Origin of the sequence: Cupriavidus basilensis, from assembly GCF_029335485.1 — a bacterium.
Classification (GTDB): Bacteria; Pseudomonadota; Gammaproteobacteria; order Burkholderiales; family Burkholderiaceae; genus Cupriavidus; species Cupriavidus basilensis_E.
In genome coordinates, this window is record NZ_JARJLM010000632.1 from 1 (window position 1) to 15,418 (window position 15,418).

The window sequence follows — 15,418 nt, forward strand, 5'->3', positions numbered from 1 at the left end:
TCATCTGCGCCACGCACCGCGACCTGCGCGCAATGATCGCGGCAGGTACCTTCCGCGAGGATCTTTATTACCGCATCAATGCGCTGGCGGTGACGCTGCCTGCCCTGCGCGAGCGCACCGATCTCCCGGTACTGGTGGACCGCATCCTCACGCAGCAGCTCGTGCAGGCGGATGGCGCGGATGGCGGCCACGCGCATCCGCGCCGCGTAGTCGCCGATGTGCTGGCGCGCTTCCAGCGCCATCCCTGGCCGGGCAACCTGCGCCAGATGGTCAATGTGCTGCGCACCGCGGCCATCATGGCCGAAGGCGAGGACGAGATTTGCGCCGAGCACTTGCCGGAGGATTTCATGGAGGATCTGGCGGAGCCCGAGGCCGGGCCGCCTGCATCGCCGGCGAACCGCCATGTGGCCCCGGTGCAGGCGGTGCCGGTAACGCCCGAGCCCAGGCCGGCGGGCGATTTCCCCGAGCGGCTGCGCGACAGGGAAGCCGCCATGATCCGCCAGGCGCTGGCGCGCCACGGCGGCAATATCAGCCTCGCCGCGCGGGAACTCGGGCTGTCGCGCAACACCATCTACCGGCGCCTGAAGCGGGCCGGTTGACCAATCGGCCTCTGCAGGCTTCCATCGCTGCGTGCGGCATCTACAGGCCCTCCAGCAGGGCCAACTGCGACGCCAGGTCCTTCCGGCTGAGTGGTACGTATCCCTCTTCGGAATCCGTCTGCTTCGCGACCAGGGCCTGGCCTTCCCGCGAGAGGGCCAGGCGCAGGTATTCCTTGACCAGCGGATCAAGCGGCTGGCCGGGCATCTTGTTGACGTAGAACTGGACCGCCGCGGACAGGGGATACATGCCGCCAGCGACATGCTCGATGGCGGGACTGTAGTACGGGCCGGATGCCGAGAGCCCCAGGGGAAGCACGCGCACTGCCGTGGAGACTCGGGATGCATCGATCCACCCGACCAGGCCAATGCCATAAGCGTCGGCCGCGATGGCCCGAATGACCGCCTCGCGCGATGGGAGCGCCTCGTAGCGCGCCGCGAAGGGCTGGCCCCGGAAATGGACCTCCCGCATGCCGGTGGCGAAGCCGCCATTGTCGCGCAGGCCGTAGACGTGCAGCCGGCGTCCCGTCCATTCGCCTGCCACGCCTAATTGATCCCAGGTGTTGAAATCGCCCTCGGGTGATCCCGCAGTGAAGATCTGCGCGAGCTGCTTGATGGTGAGTCCCTTCAGCGGGTTGGCCGCATGCACGTAGACGGCTGGCGGCGTCTTCGCCGGGGGCCTCGGGCCATGGCCGCTGTAGCCGATCCGCACGGCAGTCGGCAGATGGCCATGGATCTGGCGGAAGGCATTGCGGTCCGACACCCACAGGTCGCGCGCCATCGGCGCGAGAAACGTGGCACCCGCGGTCAGCGCCGGCATGCCAACCGAGGAGCCTTCCATGCGCAGCGTGAAGCGCAATCCGGGATGGGTGCGGACGAAGAGGGCGTTGAGATCCTTGATCAGGTCTTCCATCCCATCATTGCCGACGATGGAAATGCTGCCGTCGCGCAGCACATAGGGTGCGCCAGCAGGGATGGAGACCGGCCGGGGATCGTAAGGCGGCAGCGTGGCGGAGGTGGCGGAGGTGGCGAGAGGAGGGGCCATCGTCACAGGCTGTGCCGCGGCGCAGCCGGCCAGCGCTGCCGCGCCCAGCAGGAGCAGGCCGCGGCGGTCCCGGTCCACTGGATCCGGATGGATGTTCATGTTCTTGCTTGGGTCGGATTGCATGGTGTGGTCAATCGAGCTTGGCCAGTTCGGCCCGAGCCTGTTCAGCGTCAAGAGGGATGTAGCCGCGGGGCTGGCTGGCGATGATCTGCTGACCTTCGCGCGACAGAACCAGGCGCAGGTATTCCCGGGTGACGGGGTCGACCGGCTTCCCCGGTTCCTTGCGCACGTAGAAGTACAGGGGGCGCCCCAACGGATAGGCGCGCGAGGCCACCTCCGCCGATGTTCCGGTGGTCACGTTCCTTCCGTCCTCGGAGACGATGGCCAGGGCCTTCACCTGGGCGCTCTCCTGGCCGATGGCTGCCACCGCGATACCGGCCGGATCGGCTGCGAGGCGTTGCAGGATCTGGCCGCTGCCGCCGTATTGCTCGTAGCCCGGGGCCAGGGGCAAGCCTCGCAGGTGCGCCCTTTGCAGATAGGTGCCGAAGCCCGTGTATTCCGGTGTGCCATAGGGGTGGATGGCCCGGCTTGCCCAGGTCTCTTTCAGGCCCAGTTGTCCCCAGCGGGAGAGGTCGCCCTCCGGGTTGCCGATAGTCAGCGCACGAGCCAGCTGGCGCGCACTCACCTGCGTGAGAGGATTGCTCCGGTGGACGTAGACCGCCAGCGATGTCGCAAGGTGTTCCGAGGTGTCGTCCGAGGTGTGGGCGACGCGGATCTCCAGTGCGTCTTGTCCCACGATCTTTCGGAAGGGAACCGCTTCCTGCGGATTGATCGCGCGTCCCATCGCGCCGAACAGCGTTTTGCCGAACATCAGGAGCGGCACAGCGCTCGACGTTCCCTTTCCTTCAATCTGGAATCGCGTGCCGGGATGGGGCTGCGCATACAGTGCATTGAAGCCCTCGACGATGTGTTTTACGTGATCGGCGCCGCCGATGCGGATGGCGCCGTCGCGTGTCAGGTACTCCGCCTGCGGCGCCGGTGCGGCCGGCTGCGGGAGATAGGCCGTCAGGCCGGGATCGACCTGCCGGCGGTTCGCCGCCCCCGGATCCTGCGGGTGCGCGCTCGCGGCAGCCAGCACCAGACCGAGCGCGGCGAGGCATCTGGCAATTTGGGAGGGTTCGGATCTTGTCATCGTCGCGTTAGTGGTGGAGGTCGGAAGAAGAGAGGGCCCAGGCTGGCTCGCTGGCCAACGCTGGCCGATAAAAAAAGCGTTGCATCACGGCGATCAGAAGTCGGCCCTGGCCCGGACCACGAACTGGCGCGGCTCGCCCATCGCGATCGCCGGCGAACCCAGGCCGCTGTTTGAGGTGTAAGTGGTCTTGTCGAACAGGTTCTTCACGTTGAACTGCAGATTCACCCGCTGGCCGAACATGGGCATCTCGTAGGCGATGAACGCGTCCGCGACCGCGCCGCCCGGCAGGTGGTACACCTTGCCTCTTCCATCGCCGGCTCCCCACTTGCTGAACGCCCGCATACCCGCGCCAGCGCGCAGGCGGCCTGCGCCTACCGTGCCAAAGCCGCGCGTCAGGAAGACCGATGCGGTATGCCTGGACACGCCGTCCAGTGGCTGGCCCTTGAGAATCGGGTCCTCGGTCGTCCTGGCGTCCGCGTAGGCATAGCTGGCGACAATGCTGAGGGCAGAGGTGAGCCGTCCGTTGAGGTCGAACTCGAAGCCGCGCGAACGCGCCCGGCCCGTGACCCGGGTGTAGTAGAGGCCGTCAATCAGCACATTGGTCTGCACGTTGCTCTTGGTGATATCAAAGACGGCGGCGGTCGCCGTCAGGTCTTCACCGACCCACTTGGTGCCGAACTCCCAGGCCGTGCCCTGTTCCGGCGGCAGGTCGCCGATGGGCGTCGCGATCGAGGTGTTGGGCCGGAAAGACTTGGCGTAGCTCCCGTACACCGACCATTGGGGCCGCAGCAGGTAGGTGACGCCCAGCCGCGGCACGGCCTTGCCGTCGTTGGCATGGGTGTTGGTCCGGAAAGGCCTGCCTTTGCCGGTAAGCTCGTCGTACTTGTCGTAGCGAAGGCCGCCAGTGACGATCCACCGGTCGCCCAGGTATGCCGTGTCCTGGATGAACAGGGCCGCAGACCGCAGCTTGTCGGTCTGGTCGCTGTCAGCGGCACTGACCATGCTGGGCAGCGTCATCTGCCCATAGACCGGGTTGTAGATGTTGAAACGGGTGTTGCTGGGCCGGTCCCGGATCAGGTCGCCAAGGAAACGGTAGTTGCGCAGGTAGTCGACGCCCATCAGCAGTTCGTGCGCCGTCCCGCCGGCGCGCAGCTTGCCCAGCAAGGTGGCCGAGAACACGTGCGCATCCTGGCGCGCATCGCGCGTGGCATCGCCTCGGCGCGTGAGTCGGCCCGTGACGCCATCGACCGACATCGCACGCGCCTGGTAGTCGTTGTAATAGTTGCTGCTATAGCCGTAGTTGGCGCGCAGCGACCAGGCGTCCGACAGGCGATGGTCCAGCCGCAACGTGAGGGAATCCGACCGCCCGCTGGTGATGTTGAATGGCTCGTCCAACCGGCGCGAGCGAGGAATGGCGAGCACTTTGCCGGTGCGGGTGTCGATCTGCGTACCACGATCGAAGGGAACCGAGTACTCCATGTGCTCGTAAGCCGCGATCACGTTCGTGGCGCCGCCGTACCAGGCCAGCGAGGGCGCGATCACCTGTTGGCGGATGTTCCCAAAGTTGCGCCAGTAGTCGTAGCGCTGCTCATCGGCGATCAGCCGATAGGCCAGACCGTTGCTGCCCATCGGACCGGCGAGATCCAGTTGCGCGCCGCCGCCGCCAAAGCTGGTGCCCCAGGCGGAGACCGAGCCCTGTCGCTGCAGCAGCGGCTTCTTGGTGATCACGTTGATCACGCCGCCCGGATCCTGGATTCCATAGAGCATCGAGGAAGGACCCTTGAGCACTTCGATGCGCTCGGTCGTGGGCGTGAAGTTGCGCGCCTGCACCGATTGCATGCCGTCGCGGTAAATCGAGTTGTCGCGGTTGGTGCCGAAGCCGCGCTTGCGGATCGAATCCTGGGTGCCGCCGAGCGTGTTGCCCTGCTTGACGCCGCTGATGCCAAGGAGCGCCTCGTCGAGCGCAGTGGGCGCGCGGTCCTGCAAATACTCGCGCGTCACCACGTTCACCGACTGCGGTACCTCAAGCAACGGGGCGTCGGTACGCGTTCCGACCGAGGCGCTGCGGGCCTGGTAGCCTTGCGCGGCGGACTCGCCGGAATCCGATCGCGCCTTGACGGTCACCGATGGGAGCGTGGTGGCCGCGTCATTGATTGGCTGGGCCCAGACGGGTGTGGCGCCCAGGCATGCCAGCGACAGGCTGGATCGAAGAGAGATGCGGCGCGGTGCAGCGCGCGCAGCCAAGCCGCGCAGCCAGCGGCAAAGCCAGCTGTGATGCCGCTCATATAGTCTATCTACCAGGTGAAATTCTTCGCCATGCAGCATGCAGTCGATCTCTCAATACAAACAGTGGAGATATTGGCTGACACACTTGCCCATGCACCGCGGATGGTGGAGGCAGTCGCTGGCTGTGAAGGATCCCTGTTGATTGGATCACAGGGAAAAACGCGTTGTCATCGATGCGGCGCGGTTCGGTCACGGCTGCAGATCGCGTTCTTTGATGACTTTTTCGGAGTCAATTGGCAATTTACCATGACCCCGTCTTTTTTAACAAGAGCCAGGGCCGTTCTCTTTTGCATTGGCAAAACCATGTGCAAAGGGTTTAAGAAAAATCTGAATAGATCCGTACGGCCAGGCATCGCGAGCGCGCTTGATCGGGGCGCATGACGTCCTCGGATTTTCCGGTAGCCGGGTCCGGCCGCCAAGCGATTACAGTGATGCCGGCTGCCGTCAGGCTGGTACGGCTACAGCGATGAAATCGATCGAATTTCCGCCTCAAGGCGCCGGTTCCCGCGCCAGCCGCGCCGCCTCCTCGTCGCTGAACAGCTCGGAGCGCGTCAGGAAACGCAGCCCCGTCGGACCCTCCAGCGAGAACATGCCGCCCGACCCCGGCACCACATCGATCACCAGCCGCGTGTGCTGCCAATACTCGAACTGCGCGCGTGTCATGTAGAACTTTGCGCCGCCGATCTCGCCAAGGCATACATCAGCCTGGCCGATGATCAGGTCGCCGTCCGGATAGCACATCGGCGCGCTGCCGTCGCAGCAGCCGCCCGACTGGTGGAACATCAACGCGCCGTGCTGCGCGCGCAGCCGCGCTATCAGTGACAGCGCGGCGGGAGTGGCAATGACGCGCTGCACGGCGTCGGGGGCGTTGGTGTCCGGCATCGGGGGGCTCCTCGTCTTTTCTTTTCGTTGGCAGGCGTCATGGCTGCAAACGTCCGGGTGCTGCCGATCTCAGGCGGCAAAGTCCATGACGACCCGGCCTTCGATATCACCGGCGCGCATGCGCGTGAAGATGTCGTTGATCTGCTCCAGCGGCGCCGTGGAGACGGTTGCCTTGACCGCCCCGTGCGCGGCGAAGTCGAGCGACTCCTGCAAGTCGCTGCGGGTGCCGACGATGGAGCCGCGGATGGTGATGCCCTTGAGCACCACGTCGAAGATCGGCGTGGGGAAGTCTCCCGGCGGCAGGCCGTTCAGCGCGATGGTGCCGCCGCGCCGGACCATGCCGATGGCTTGCCCGAATGCCTTGGGCGAGACCGCCGTCACCAGTGCGCCGTGCACGCCGCCGATTTCCTTTTGCAGATAGGCGGCGGGATCGGCCGTGCGCGCGTTGACCGTTAGCTCGGCCCCGAGCCTGCGCGCGAGTTCGAGCTTCTTGTCGTCGATATCGACGGCGGCCACGCGCAGGCCCATGGCGCGCGCATATTGCACGGCAACGTGGCCCAGGCCGCCAATGCCGGAGATCGCGACCCACTGGCCAGGCCGGGTATCGGTGACTTTCAGCCCCTTGTAGACGGTCACGCCCGCGCACAGGATGGGCGCGATTTCCACAAAGCCGACGCTGTCAGGCAGCAGGCCGACGTAGTTCGGATCGGCGACCACATATTCGCCATAGCCGCCGTTGACCGAGTAACCGGTATTCTGCTGCTGCTCGCACAGGGTTTCCCAGCCCTGCAGGCAATGCTCGCAATAGCCGCAGGCGCTATAGAGCCAGGGCACGCCGACGCGGTCGCCTTCCTTCACGCGGGTCACGCCCGCGCCCACCGCGGACACATAGCCCACGCCTTCGTGGCCGGGGATGAAGGGCAGGGTGGGCTTGACCGGCCAGTCGCCTTCAGCGGCGTGCAGGTCGGTGTGGCATACGCCGGAGGCTTCGATCTTGACCTGGATCTGGCCGTGGCCGGGTTGCGGTACCGGTACTTCATCGATCGTGAGCGGGGCGCCGAACTCGCGCACCACGGCGGCTTTCATCGTTGCTGTCATGTCGACTCCTGAACTCTCGATGTCTCGATGTCTCGATCTATCGATGCGGTTGGCAAAAACGCCCGCCATGCGGCCAGGCCGGCATGGCGGGCGCTCTTCTGATCATGGCATGGGCGCGTCGCCCCGCGCTAGCGAGGGGCGCTCCCGTCCTTGCGCTGGATCAAAAGAAGCCGAGTGCGTTGGGGCTGTAGCTGACCAGCAGGTTCTTGGTCTGCTGGTAGTGGTCCAGCATCATGCGATGGTTCTCGCGCCCGATGCCGGATTGCTTGTAGCCGCCAAACGCCGCATGCGCCGGGTAGGCGTGGTAGCAGTTGGTCCACACGCGGCCAGCCTGGATGCCGCGGCCCATGCGGAAGGCGCGTGCGCCGTCGCGGGTCCACACGCCGGCGCCGAGGCCGTAGAGCGTATCGTTGGCGATTTCCAGTGCTTCCTCTTCATCCTTGAAGGTGGTCACCGACACCACCGGGCCGAAGATTTCCTCCTGGAAGATGCGCATCTTGTTGTTGCCGGCGAACACCGTGGGCTTGACGTAGTAGCCACTGGAGAGATCGCCGCCGAGCGCGTTGCGCTCGCCGCCGATCAGGCATTGCGCGCCTTCCTGCTTGCCCAGGTCGATATACGACAGGATCTTTTCCAGCTGTTCCTGCGAGGCCTGCGCGCCGATCATGGTGCTCTTGTCGAGCGGGTGGCCCTGCTTGATCGCCGCCACGCGCTTGAGCGCGCGTTCCATGAAGCGATCGTAGATCGACTCCTGGATGAGCGCGCGCGACGGGCAGGTGCAGACTTCGCCCTGGTTCAGCGCGAACATGGCGAAACCTTCCAGCGCCTTGTCGAAGTAGGCGTCGTCGGCGGACAGTACATCCTCGAAGAAGATGTTCGGCGATTTGCCGCCCAGTTCCAGCGTGACCGGGATCAGGTTCTGCGAGGCGTATTGCATGATCAGCCGGCCGGTGGTGGTTTCACCGGTAAAGGCGATCTTGCTGATGCGCGGGCTGGAGGCCAGCGGCTTGCCCGCTTCCAGGCCAAAGCCGTTGATGACATTGAGCACGCCCGGCGGCAGCAGGTCGCCGATGATTTCCATCAGCACCAGGATCGAGGCCGGGGTCTGCTCGGCGGGCTTGAGCACCACGCAGTTGCCGGCGGCCAGCGCGGGAGCCAGCTTCCAGGTGGCCATCAGCAGCGGGAAATTCCACGGAATGATCTGGCCGACCACGCCCAGCGGCTCATGGAAGTGATAGGCCACGGTGTCGTGGTCGATCTCGGAGATGCCGCCTTCCTGCGCGCGGATGCAGCCGGCGAAATAGCGGAAGTGATCCACGGCGAGCGGCAGGTCGGCCGCGGTGGTTTCGCGGATGGGCTTGCCGTTGTCGATGGTTTCGGCCACCGCCAGCGTGACCAGGTTGGCCTCGATGCGGTCGGCGATGCGGTTCAGGATGTTGGCGCGTTCGGTGGTGGAGGTGCGGCCCCAGGCGCCCTTGGCGCGGTGCGCGGCGTCGAGCGCGGCGTCCACGTCCTTCTGGTTGGAACGCGGCACGCGTGTGAAGGTCTTGCCGGTGACCGGCGAGATCGCTTCGAAGTACTGGCCATCGGCCGGGGCCACCCAGGCGCCGCCGATAAAGTTTTCGTACTGTTCCTTGTAGGGATACGCAACGCCCAGCTGGGCGATTTCCGCCATGTTCATGTCTCGCTCCGTTAGTGATGTCTGATGTGCGGCCCGATGTGTCGCACTGCCATCCATCCGCAAAAGCCGTGCCTGGCAGTCGCGATGGCGCGAGCGCGCTGGAAATCCGGCGCAGCGGCGCGAAACCGCTGATGCTCGCCGCTGCCGGTGTGTCACGCGGCGCGGGGGTGTTCCAATCTGGAGCAGTGTGCCGGGTGGCAGCCGTGTGGCGCTGTGGCGCAATGGCACAGCGGAGCGCGGCTCAGCTGCCGCTGGTATGGATCAGGAACTCGCGCAAGGCGTCGGCCGGCTTTTCCAGCTTGCGCCCGGGCTGCCACAGCAGGCCCACTTCCATGTCCGGCACGCCGTCGGCAATGGGCCGGGCTTCGATCTGCCGGCCTTCCAGCGACCAGGGCCGGTACACCATGTCGGACAGCACCGTCACGCCGAAGCCGTGCGCCACCAGCCCGCGCAGCGCTTCCATCGCGCTGGTGCGAAAGGCGATCGTCGGCGCCAGCCGCTTGCTGCGCCAGTAGCGCAGCGTGGAGCGCTCGCCCTCGTCCACCGTGAGCAGGATGTAGGGATGCGCCGCGATGTCCTTCAGCGTCAGCCGGGGCAGGGCCAGCAGCGGATGCGACGGGGATGCCCACAACTGCCGCCGCGAGCGGATCAGCGTGTGATGCGCAAAGCGCTGCAGCTTCTCGAAATTGGACAGCAGGCCGATGCCGAGCTCGATCTCGCCCGACAGCACCGCCTGCTCGATGCCCGGGCGGTCCATGTCGTGCAGGTCGAAGTCCACATCCGGGTAGTTGGTGCGAAAGCGCGCCAGCAGCCCCGGCAGCAGGTAGCCCAGCACGGTATAGGACGCCGCCAGCCGGACCTTGCCCTGCAGGTTGTGGGCCTGGAAGCGCGGCTCGCGCAGGGTGTCCTGCACGGCGTCCAGGATCTGCCGGGCGCGCTGGTGCAGGCGGTGGCCCTCGGCCGTCAGCGCCACGCCGTGGGGCAGGCGGTCGAACAGGCGCACGCCGAGCTGCTGCTCCAGCATCAGCACGGCATTGGTAATGGCCGATTGCGACACATGCTCGGCCGTGGCCGCCATCGAGAACTGGCCGGTCTCCGCCGCCGCGGCGAAGTAGCGGAACTGCCGCAGCGTGATTTCCTTGGCAATGCGCTGCCCGCCATCGCCCTTTCCGTGCCGTTCTTTCGCCATGTCATCCCCAGCTATGTGTTTTTCAGATACCAGCTCTCTGAATTCGTGATTTTACGATATCGTGCGGCCTTCCTACACTCGGCAACAGCCCACAAGCCATAAGCGACAAGAGCGTACGGAGACAGCATCATGAATGCACCCCTATCCCCAGCCCAGCAAGACGCGCTAGCGTCGGTATCCCTGGACGACAAATACACCCTGGAAAAAGGCCGCGTCTACCTGAGCGGCACCCAGGCGCTGGTGCGCCTGCCGATGCTGCAGAAGGCGCGCGACCGTGCCGCCGGGCTCAATACCGCGGGCTTTATCTCCGGCTATCGCGGCTCCCCCCTGGGGGGCGTGGACCAGGCGCTGTGGAAGGCCAAGAAGCACCTGGCCGCCAGCGACGTGGTTTTCCAGCCGGGCGTGAACGAGGACCTGGCCGCCACCGCCGTGTGGGGCTCGCAGCAGGTCAACCTGTTCCCCGGCGCCACCCGCGACGGCGTGTTCGGCATGTGGTACGGCAAGGGCCCGGGCGTGGACCGCTCGATCGACGTGCTCAAGCACGCCAACTCGGCCGGATCGTCGAAGCACGGCGGCGTGCTGCTGCTGGCCGGCGACGACCACGCGGCCAAGTCCTCCACCGTGGCGCACCAGTCCGAGCACGTGCTGATGGCCTCGGGCATCCCGGTGCTGTATCCCTCCAATGTGCAGGAGTACCTGGACTATGGCCTGCACGGCTGGGCCATGAGCCGCTACTCCGGCCTGTGGGTGTCGATGAAATGCGTGACCGACGTGGTCGAATCCACCGCCTCGGTCGACATCGATCCCGAGCGTGTGAAGATCGTGCTGCCGCAGGACTTCGCCATGCCCGCGGACGGGCTCAATATCCGCTGGCCCGATCCGCCGCTGGTGCAGGAAGCGCGCCTGCAGGACCATAAGTGGTATGCGGCGCTGGCCTACGTGCGCGCCAACAAGCTCAACCGCGTGGTGCTGGATTCGCCCAATGCGCGCTTCGGCATCATGACCGCGGGCAAGGCCTACCTCGACGTGCGCCAGGCGCTGTCGGACCTGGGCCTGGACGACGATACCTGCCGCCGCATCGGCATCCGCGTGTTCAAGGTGGGCTGCGTGTGGCCGCTGGACGCGCATGACGCGCGCGAGTTCGCCACCGGGCTGGAAGAGATCCTGGTGGTGGAAGAAAAACGCCAGATCCTCGAATACGCGCTCAAGGAAGAGCTTTACAACTGGCGCGAGGACGTGCGCCCCAAGGTCTACGGCAAGTTCGACGAACGCGGCAACCACGGCGGCGAATGGTCGGTGCCGCGCGGCAACTGGCTGCTGCCGGCGCACTATGAACTGTCGCCGGCGCTGATCGCCAAGGCCATCGCCACCCGCCTGGAGAAGAGCGACCTGCCCGCCGACGTGCGCGAGCGCATCGCCTCGCGCGTGGCGCTGATCGAAGCCAAGGAGCGCGAAGCCGCGCGCCCGCGCATCGCCGTGGAGCGCAAGCCCTGGTTCTGCTCGGGCTGCCCGCACAACACCTCCACCCGCGTGCCGGAAGGCTCGCGCGCCATGGCCGGCATCGGCTGCCACTACATGACGTTGTGGATGGACCGCAATACCGACACCTTCAGCCAGATGGGCGGCGAGGGCGTGGCGTGGACCGGCCAGATGCATTTCACCGGCGAGAAGCATGTGTTCGTCAACCTGGGCGACGGCACCTACTTCCACTCCGGCCTGCTGGCCGTGCGGGCGTCCATCGCCGCCAAGGCCAATATCACCTACAAGATCCTGTTCAACGATGCGGTCGCCATGACCGGGGGCCAGCCCGTGGACGGCGTGCTGACCGTGCCGCAGATCGCCCACCAGGTGCTGGCCGAAGGCGCCAGCAAGATCGTGGTGGTGACGGACGAGCCAGAGAAGTATGGCGACGGCGGCATGCTGCCCGCCAGCGTCACCGTGCATCACCGCGACAAGCTTGACGAGATCCAGGTCCAGCTGCGCGATACCGCCGGCGTTACCGTCCTGATCTACGACCAGACCTGCGCCACCGAGAAGCGCCGCCGCCGCAAGCGCGGCACCTATCCGGACCCGGCCAAGCGCGCCTTTATCAACGACGCCGTCTGCGAGGGCTGTGGCGACTGTTCGGTCAAGTCCAACTGCCTGTCGGTGGAACCGCTGGAAACGCCGCTGGGCACCAAGCGCAAGATCAACCAGTCGTCCTGCAACAAGGACTTCTCCTGCGTGAACGGCTTCTGCCCGAGCTTCGTCACGGCCGAAGGCGCGCAGGTCAAGAAGCCCGCCGCCGCGGGCGGCAAGGGGGCCGGGGCCGATTTCTCCGCGCTGCCGCAACCGGCGCTACCGGCGCTGGAGCGCGCCTACGGCGTGCTGGTCACCGGCGTGGGCGGCACCGGCGTGGTCACCATCGGTGGCCTGCTCGGCATGGCCGCGCACCTGGAGAACAAGGGCGTGACCGTGCTCGACATGGCGGGCCTGGCGCAGAAGGGTGGCGCGGTGATCAGCCACGTGCAGATCGCGCCCACCCCGGCCGCGCTGCACGCCACCCGCATCGCCATGGGCGAGGCGCGGCTGGTGATCGGTTGCGACGCCATCGTCTCGGCCTCGTCCGAGGTGCTGTCCAAGACCCGGGCGGGCGTGACGGCGGCCGCCATCAACAGCGCCAACACGCCCACCGCGGAGTTCATCCACAACCCGAAGTGGAAATTCCCCGGCGCCTCGGCCGAGCAGGACCTGCGCGCCAGCGTGGGCGAGGCCTGCGTGTTCATCGACGCCAATGCCTGGGCGGTGACCTTGCTGGCCGATTCGATCTACTCCAACCCGCTGCTGCTGGGCTTTGCCTGGCAGAAGGGCTGGATTCCGCTGCAGCGCGACAGCCTGGTGCGGGCGATCGAACTCAACGGCGTGTCGGTGGACAAGAACCTGCTGGCCTTCCAGTGGGGCCGCTACCTGGCCCACCACGGCGAGGCCGCCCTGAGCGCGCAGCTGAAGACCCCGCCGCGTGCCCAGGTGGTGGCCATGCCGGAAACCCTGGACAGCCTGGTCCGCCAGCGCGAGGCCATGCTCACGGCCTACCAGAATCCGGCCTACGCCGCCCGCTACCGGGCCGTGGTGGACAGCATCCGTGCCGCCGAGAAGCGGGTCGGCGCCGGTTCGAAGCTGCCGCTCTCCGAGGCCGTGGCGCGCAACCTGGCGAAGCTGATGGCATACAAGGATGAGTACGAAGTGGCGCGCCTGTATGCCGATCCGGCATTCCTGGACAAGCTGCGCGCCCAGTTCGAAGGCGAACCCGGCCGCGATTACCAGCTCGGCTTCCACCTGGCGCCGCCGCTGCTCGCCAAGCGCGACGCCCGTGGCCACCTGGTCAAGCGCCGCTTCGGCCCCGCCATGCTGACGGGCTTCCGCCTGCTGGCACGCGCCAAGGGCCTGCGCGGCACTGCCTTCGACGTGTTCGGCAAGACCGCCGAGCGGCGTGCGGAACGCCGGCTGATCGAGGACTACATCGCCATGGCGGAGGAGTTCGCCGCCACGCTCGACGCGCAGCGCCTGGACACGGCGCTGGCGCTGGCCAGCCTGCCCGACGACATCCGCGGCTTTGGCCATGTCAAGGAAGCGAATATGGAGAAGGCGGCGGCGCGGCGTGCTGAGCTGCTGGCGCAGTACCGCGGCAAGGTGGCGCGCGCGGCGGCCTGAGCCGGGCCGGCGCCGGGGGGCGGAAGCGGCCGGTTGCCCGGTGGCGAACCCGGGCCCGGCCTGCGCCCCCGGGCTTCCCGTCCCGCCATGGCCGCGGCGCCTCAGCGCGGCTGGAACACGATGATCGCCATGCCGGCGATCGCCACCGCCACGCCCGCCATGTCCCAGGGGCTGGGCCGCACGCCGTCCACCAGCCACAGCCAGACGATGGCTACCGCGATATAGATGCCGCCGTAAGCCGCGTAGACCCGTCCGGAAGCATCCGGGTGCAGCGACAGCAGCCAGGCGAACAGCGCCAGGGACAGCGCGCCGGGAAGCAGTACCCAGGCGCTCGCACCCTGGCGCAGCCACAGGTAGGGCAGGTAGCAGCCCAGGATCTCCGCGCAGGCGGTGACGAGGTAGAGGGCAAAGATCTTCATGCGGCGGGCGTGGTGGTGGGGGCCTTGGCGGTCTGCCCGGGTCCGCCTTCATCCGCGCCCCGTTGCAATGCATCCGCCGGCGCCGGATCGTTGGCTTCGGCCGCGTGGCCCACCCGCTTGCGCGCGGCCGGCCGCCGTTTTCCCCCGCCCAGTTCTCCCCCCTTGTAGGGCACCCGTCCCGACGGCACGACTACCGATGCCAGCGCCACATGCCCCTCCTGGTCGTCGAAGAACATATGGGCGCCGAAGGCCTGCAGCACCTGGTCCTTGGGCAGTCCGCCCAGGAAGAAGGCTTCGTCGATGCTGACGTTCCAGGCGCGCAGGGTATGCACCACGCGCGTGTGGGCCGGGCTGTTGCGCGCCGTCACGATGGCGATGCGCACCGGGCACTGCCCGGGCTTGAAATGCGACTGGATCTCGGCCAGCCGGAGCAGCAGCTTGGCAAACGGCCCCTCGGCCATGGCCTTGTGGCGGTGCTTCTGCTCGTGCCGGATAAAGGCTTCCAGTCCTTTTTGCTTGAAGATCTGCTCGGACTCGGGCGAGAACAGCACCGCGTCGCCGTCAAAGGCGATGCGGATCTGGCCGGCCGGCGCGTGATAGCCGGCAGGCGCGGCGTAGAGCTGCGCCGCGGCGACGCCGCCGTCGATGGCCGCCTGCACATCGGAGGCTTCGCGCGAAAGGAACAGGTCGACCTTGAAGGCCTTCAGGTAGGGCGCGATCGGCTCGCCGCCGGTGAAGGCCGCGCGGGTGATATCGAGCCGGTGGGTTTCGATGGCATTGAAGGCGCGCAACCCCGTGTCGGGCGAATTGCGCGAGATCACCACCACTTCCACCAGCCGCCGGCCGGGAATCAGGTTGTTGAGCCCGAGCAGTGCCTGCACCAGCGGGAAGGCTGTGCCGGGCTGCAGGGGCTCGTCCTCATGCTGGCGCTGGAAGGCGCAGTAAGCCGCCACGCCCTCGGATTGATAGATGCCGTTCTCGCGCTCGAGGTCGAACAACGCCCGGGACGAGATGCCGATGACTAGTTTGTCGGTGAGATCGTAGGCCATGCGGCAGTATAAGGGCAGACGAACCAGGATCGGCGTGGCGCGCAGGGTGGGCGCGGTGTGGACGCGGTGTGGATGGCCCCGCCGCTGGCGAACGGGTCGAGCGCGCTCGTTTTTACAATCTTTGACATTTTTGGTCTTTGTCACGGAAGCGCGCGCGGGTATGCTGGCCCGCATTTGCGAATGCGCCGGCCATGCACTCCGGCATCGCCCTTGCATTCTTCTTCACCGCCGTACTCCCTGATGTCCCTGCTGCCCGCGCGTTCTCCGCAACGCGCCGGCGAGCCCGCAGTG

General features: G+C 66.8%; 11 protein-coding genes. 2 read left to right on the forward strand and 9 right to left on the reverse strand.

The window, feature by feature from the left end:
• Positions 1–599: helix-turn-helix domain-containing protein (locus P3W85_RS38810; RefSeq protein WP_276268704.1), on the forward strand; the 599-nt coding region annotated here is incomplete at its 5' end.
• A gap of 40 nt (positions 600–639) precedes the next feature.
• Here the strand turns inward: P3W85_RS38810 and P3W85_RS38815 are convergent.
• From P3W85_RS38815 to P3W85_RS38845, 7 genes are all read right to left on the reverse strand, one after another.
• On the reverse strand, positions 640–1,764 hold the full coding sequence (locus P3W85_RS38815) for a PstS family phosphate ABC transporter substrate-binding protein (RefSeq protein ID WP_276268705.1): 1,125 nt from the start codon (positions 1,762–1,764) through the stop codon (positions 640–642).
• Positions 1,765–1,771: 7 nt separating this feature from the next.
• A complete protein-coding gene (locus P3W85_RS38820; protein WP_276268706.1) occupies positions 1,772–2,833 on the reverse strand; it encodes a PstS family phosphate ABC transporter substrate-binding protein in 1,062 nt (353 codons plus the stop codon).
• A 93-nt stretch (positions 2,834–2,926) separates the two neighbouring features.
• Positions 2,927–5,158, reverse strand: coding sequence for a TonB-dependent siderophore receptor (locus P3W85_RS38825; RefSeq protein WP_276268707.1), 2,232 nt, complete (start codon positions 5,156–5,158; stop codon positions 2,927–2,929).
• A 450-nt stretch (positions 5,159–5,608) separates the two neighbouring features.
• The gene (locus P3W85_RS38830) at positions 5,609–6,001 is read right to left on the reverse strand and encodes a DUF779 domain-containing protein (protein WP_276268708.1); all 393 of its coding nucleotides are present in this window, start codon (positions 5,999–6,001) and stop codon (positions 5,609–5,611) included.
• Between the two features lie 69 nt (positions 6,002–6,070).
• Positions 6,071–7,099, reverse strand: a complete 1,029-nt coding sequence (adhP, locus tag P3W85_RS38835; RefSeq protein WP_276268709.1) for an alcohol dehydrogenase AdhP — start codon at positions 7,097–7,099, stop codon at positions 6,071–6,073.
• 160 nt (positions 7,100–7,259) lie between these two features.
• Positions 7,260–8,780 carry an aldehyde dehydrogenase gene (gene adh, locus P3W85_RS38840; protein WP_017227683.1) on the reverse strand — a complete coding sequence of 507 codons (1,521 nt, stop codon included), beginning with the start codon at positions 8,778–8,780 and terminating at the stop codon, positions 7,260–7,262.
• A 241-nt stretch (positions 8,781–9,021) separates the two neighbouring features.
• The gene (locus tag P3W85_RS38845) at positions 9,022–9,969 is read right to left on the reverse strand and encodes a LysR substrate-binding domain-containing protein (RefSeq protein WP_017227682.1); all 948 of its coding nucleotides are present in this window, start codon (positions 9,967–9,969) and stop codon (positions 9,022–9,024) included.
• 129 nt (positions 9,970–10,098) lie between these two features.
• Between P3W85_RS38845 and P3W85_RS38850 the strand changes: the two genes are divergently transcribed.
• Entirely contained in the window at positions 10,099–13,659 is a 3,561-nt protein-coding gene (locus tag P3W85_RS38850) for an indolepyruvate ferredoxin oxidoreductase family protein (protein ID WP_276268710.1), read from the forward strand.
• 101 nt (positions 13,660–13,760) lie between these two features.
• Here the strand turns inward: P3W85_RS38850 and P3W85_RS38855 are convergent, their stop codons facing one another.
• Both P3W85_RS38855 and P3W85_RS38860 read right to left on the reverse strand, forming a co-directional pair.
• Complete coding sequence (locus P3W85_RS38855) at positions 13,761–14,078, reverse strand: YnfA family protein (protein WP_017225771.1); 318 nt, start codon at positions 14,076–14,078, stop codon at positions 13,761–13,763.
• Complete coding sequence (locus tag P3W85_RS38860; protein ID WP_276268711.1) at positions 14,075–15,127, reverse strand: 5'-nucleotidase; 1,053 nt, start codon at positions 15,125–15,127, stop codon at positions 14,075–14,077. The genes P3W85_RS38855 and P3W85_RS38860 overlap by 4 nt, the downstream gene beginning before the upstream one ends.
• Positions 15,128–15,418: the final 291 nt, after the last annotated feature.

Coding starts and splice junctions, on each gene's coding strand:
- P3W85_RS38815 (WP_276268705.1), bottom strand. CDS start 1,764: ATGCAATCCGACCCAAGCAAGAACATGAACATCCATCCGGATCCAGTG.
- adh (WP_017227683.1), bottom strand. CDS start 8,780: ATGAACATGGCGGAAATCGCCCAGCTGGGCGTTGCGTATCCCTACAAG.
- P3W85_RS38850 (WP_276268710.1), top strand. CDS start 10,099: ATGAATGCACCCCTATCCCCAGCCCAGCAAGACGCGCTAGCGTCGGTA.
- P3W85_RS38860 (WP_276268711.1), bottom strand. CDS start 15,127: ATGGCCTACGATCTCACCGACAAACTAGTCATCGGCATCTCGTCCCGG.
- P3W85_RS38830 (WP_276268708.1), bottom strand. CDS start 6,001: ATGCCGGACACCAACGCCCCCGACGCCGTGCAGCGCGTCATTGCCACT.
- adhP (WP_276268709.1), bottom strand. CDS start 7,099: ATGACAGCAACGATGAAAGCCGCCGTGGTGCGCGAGTTCGGCGCCCCG.
- P3W85_RS38855 (WP_017225771.1), bottom strand. CDS start 14,078: ATGAAGATCTTTGCCCTCTACCTCGTCACCGCCTGCGCGGAGATCCTG.
- P3W85_RS38845 (WP_017227682.1), bottom strand. CDS start 9,969: ATGGCGAAAGAACGGCACGGAAAGGGCGATGGCGGGCAGCGCATTGCC.
- P3W85_RS38820 (WP_276268706.1), bottom strand. CDS start 2,833: ATGACAAGATCCGAACCCTCCCAAATTGCCAGATGCCTCGCCGCGCTC.
- P3W85_RS38825 (WP_276268707.1), bottom strand. CDS start 5,158: ATGCTGCATGGCGAAGAATTTCACCTGGTAGATAGACTATATGAGCGG.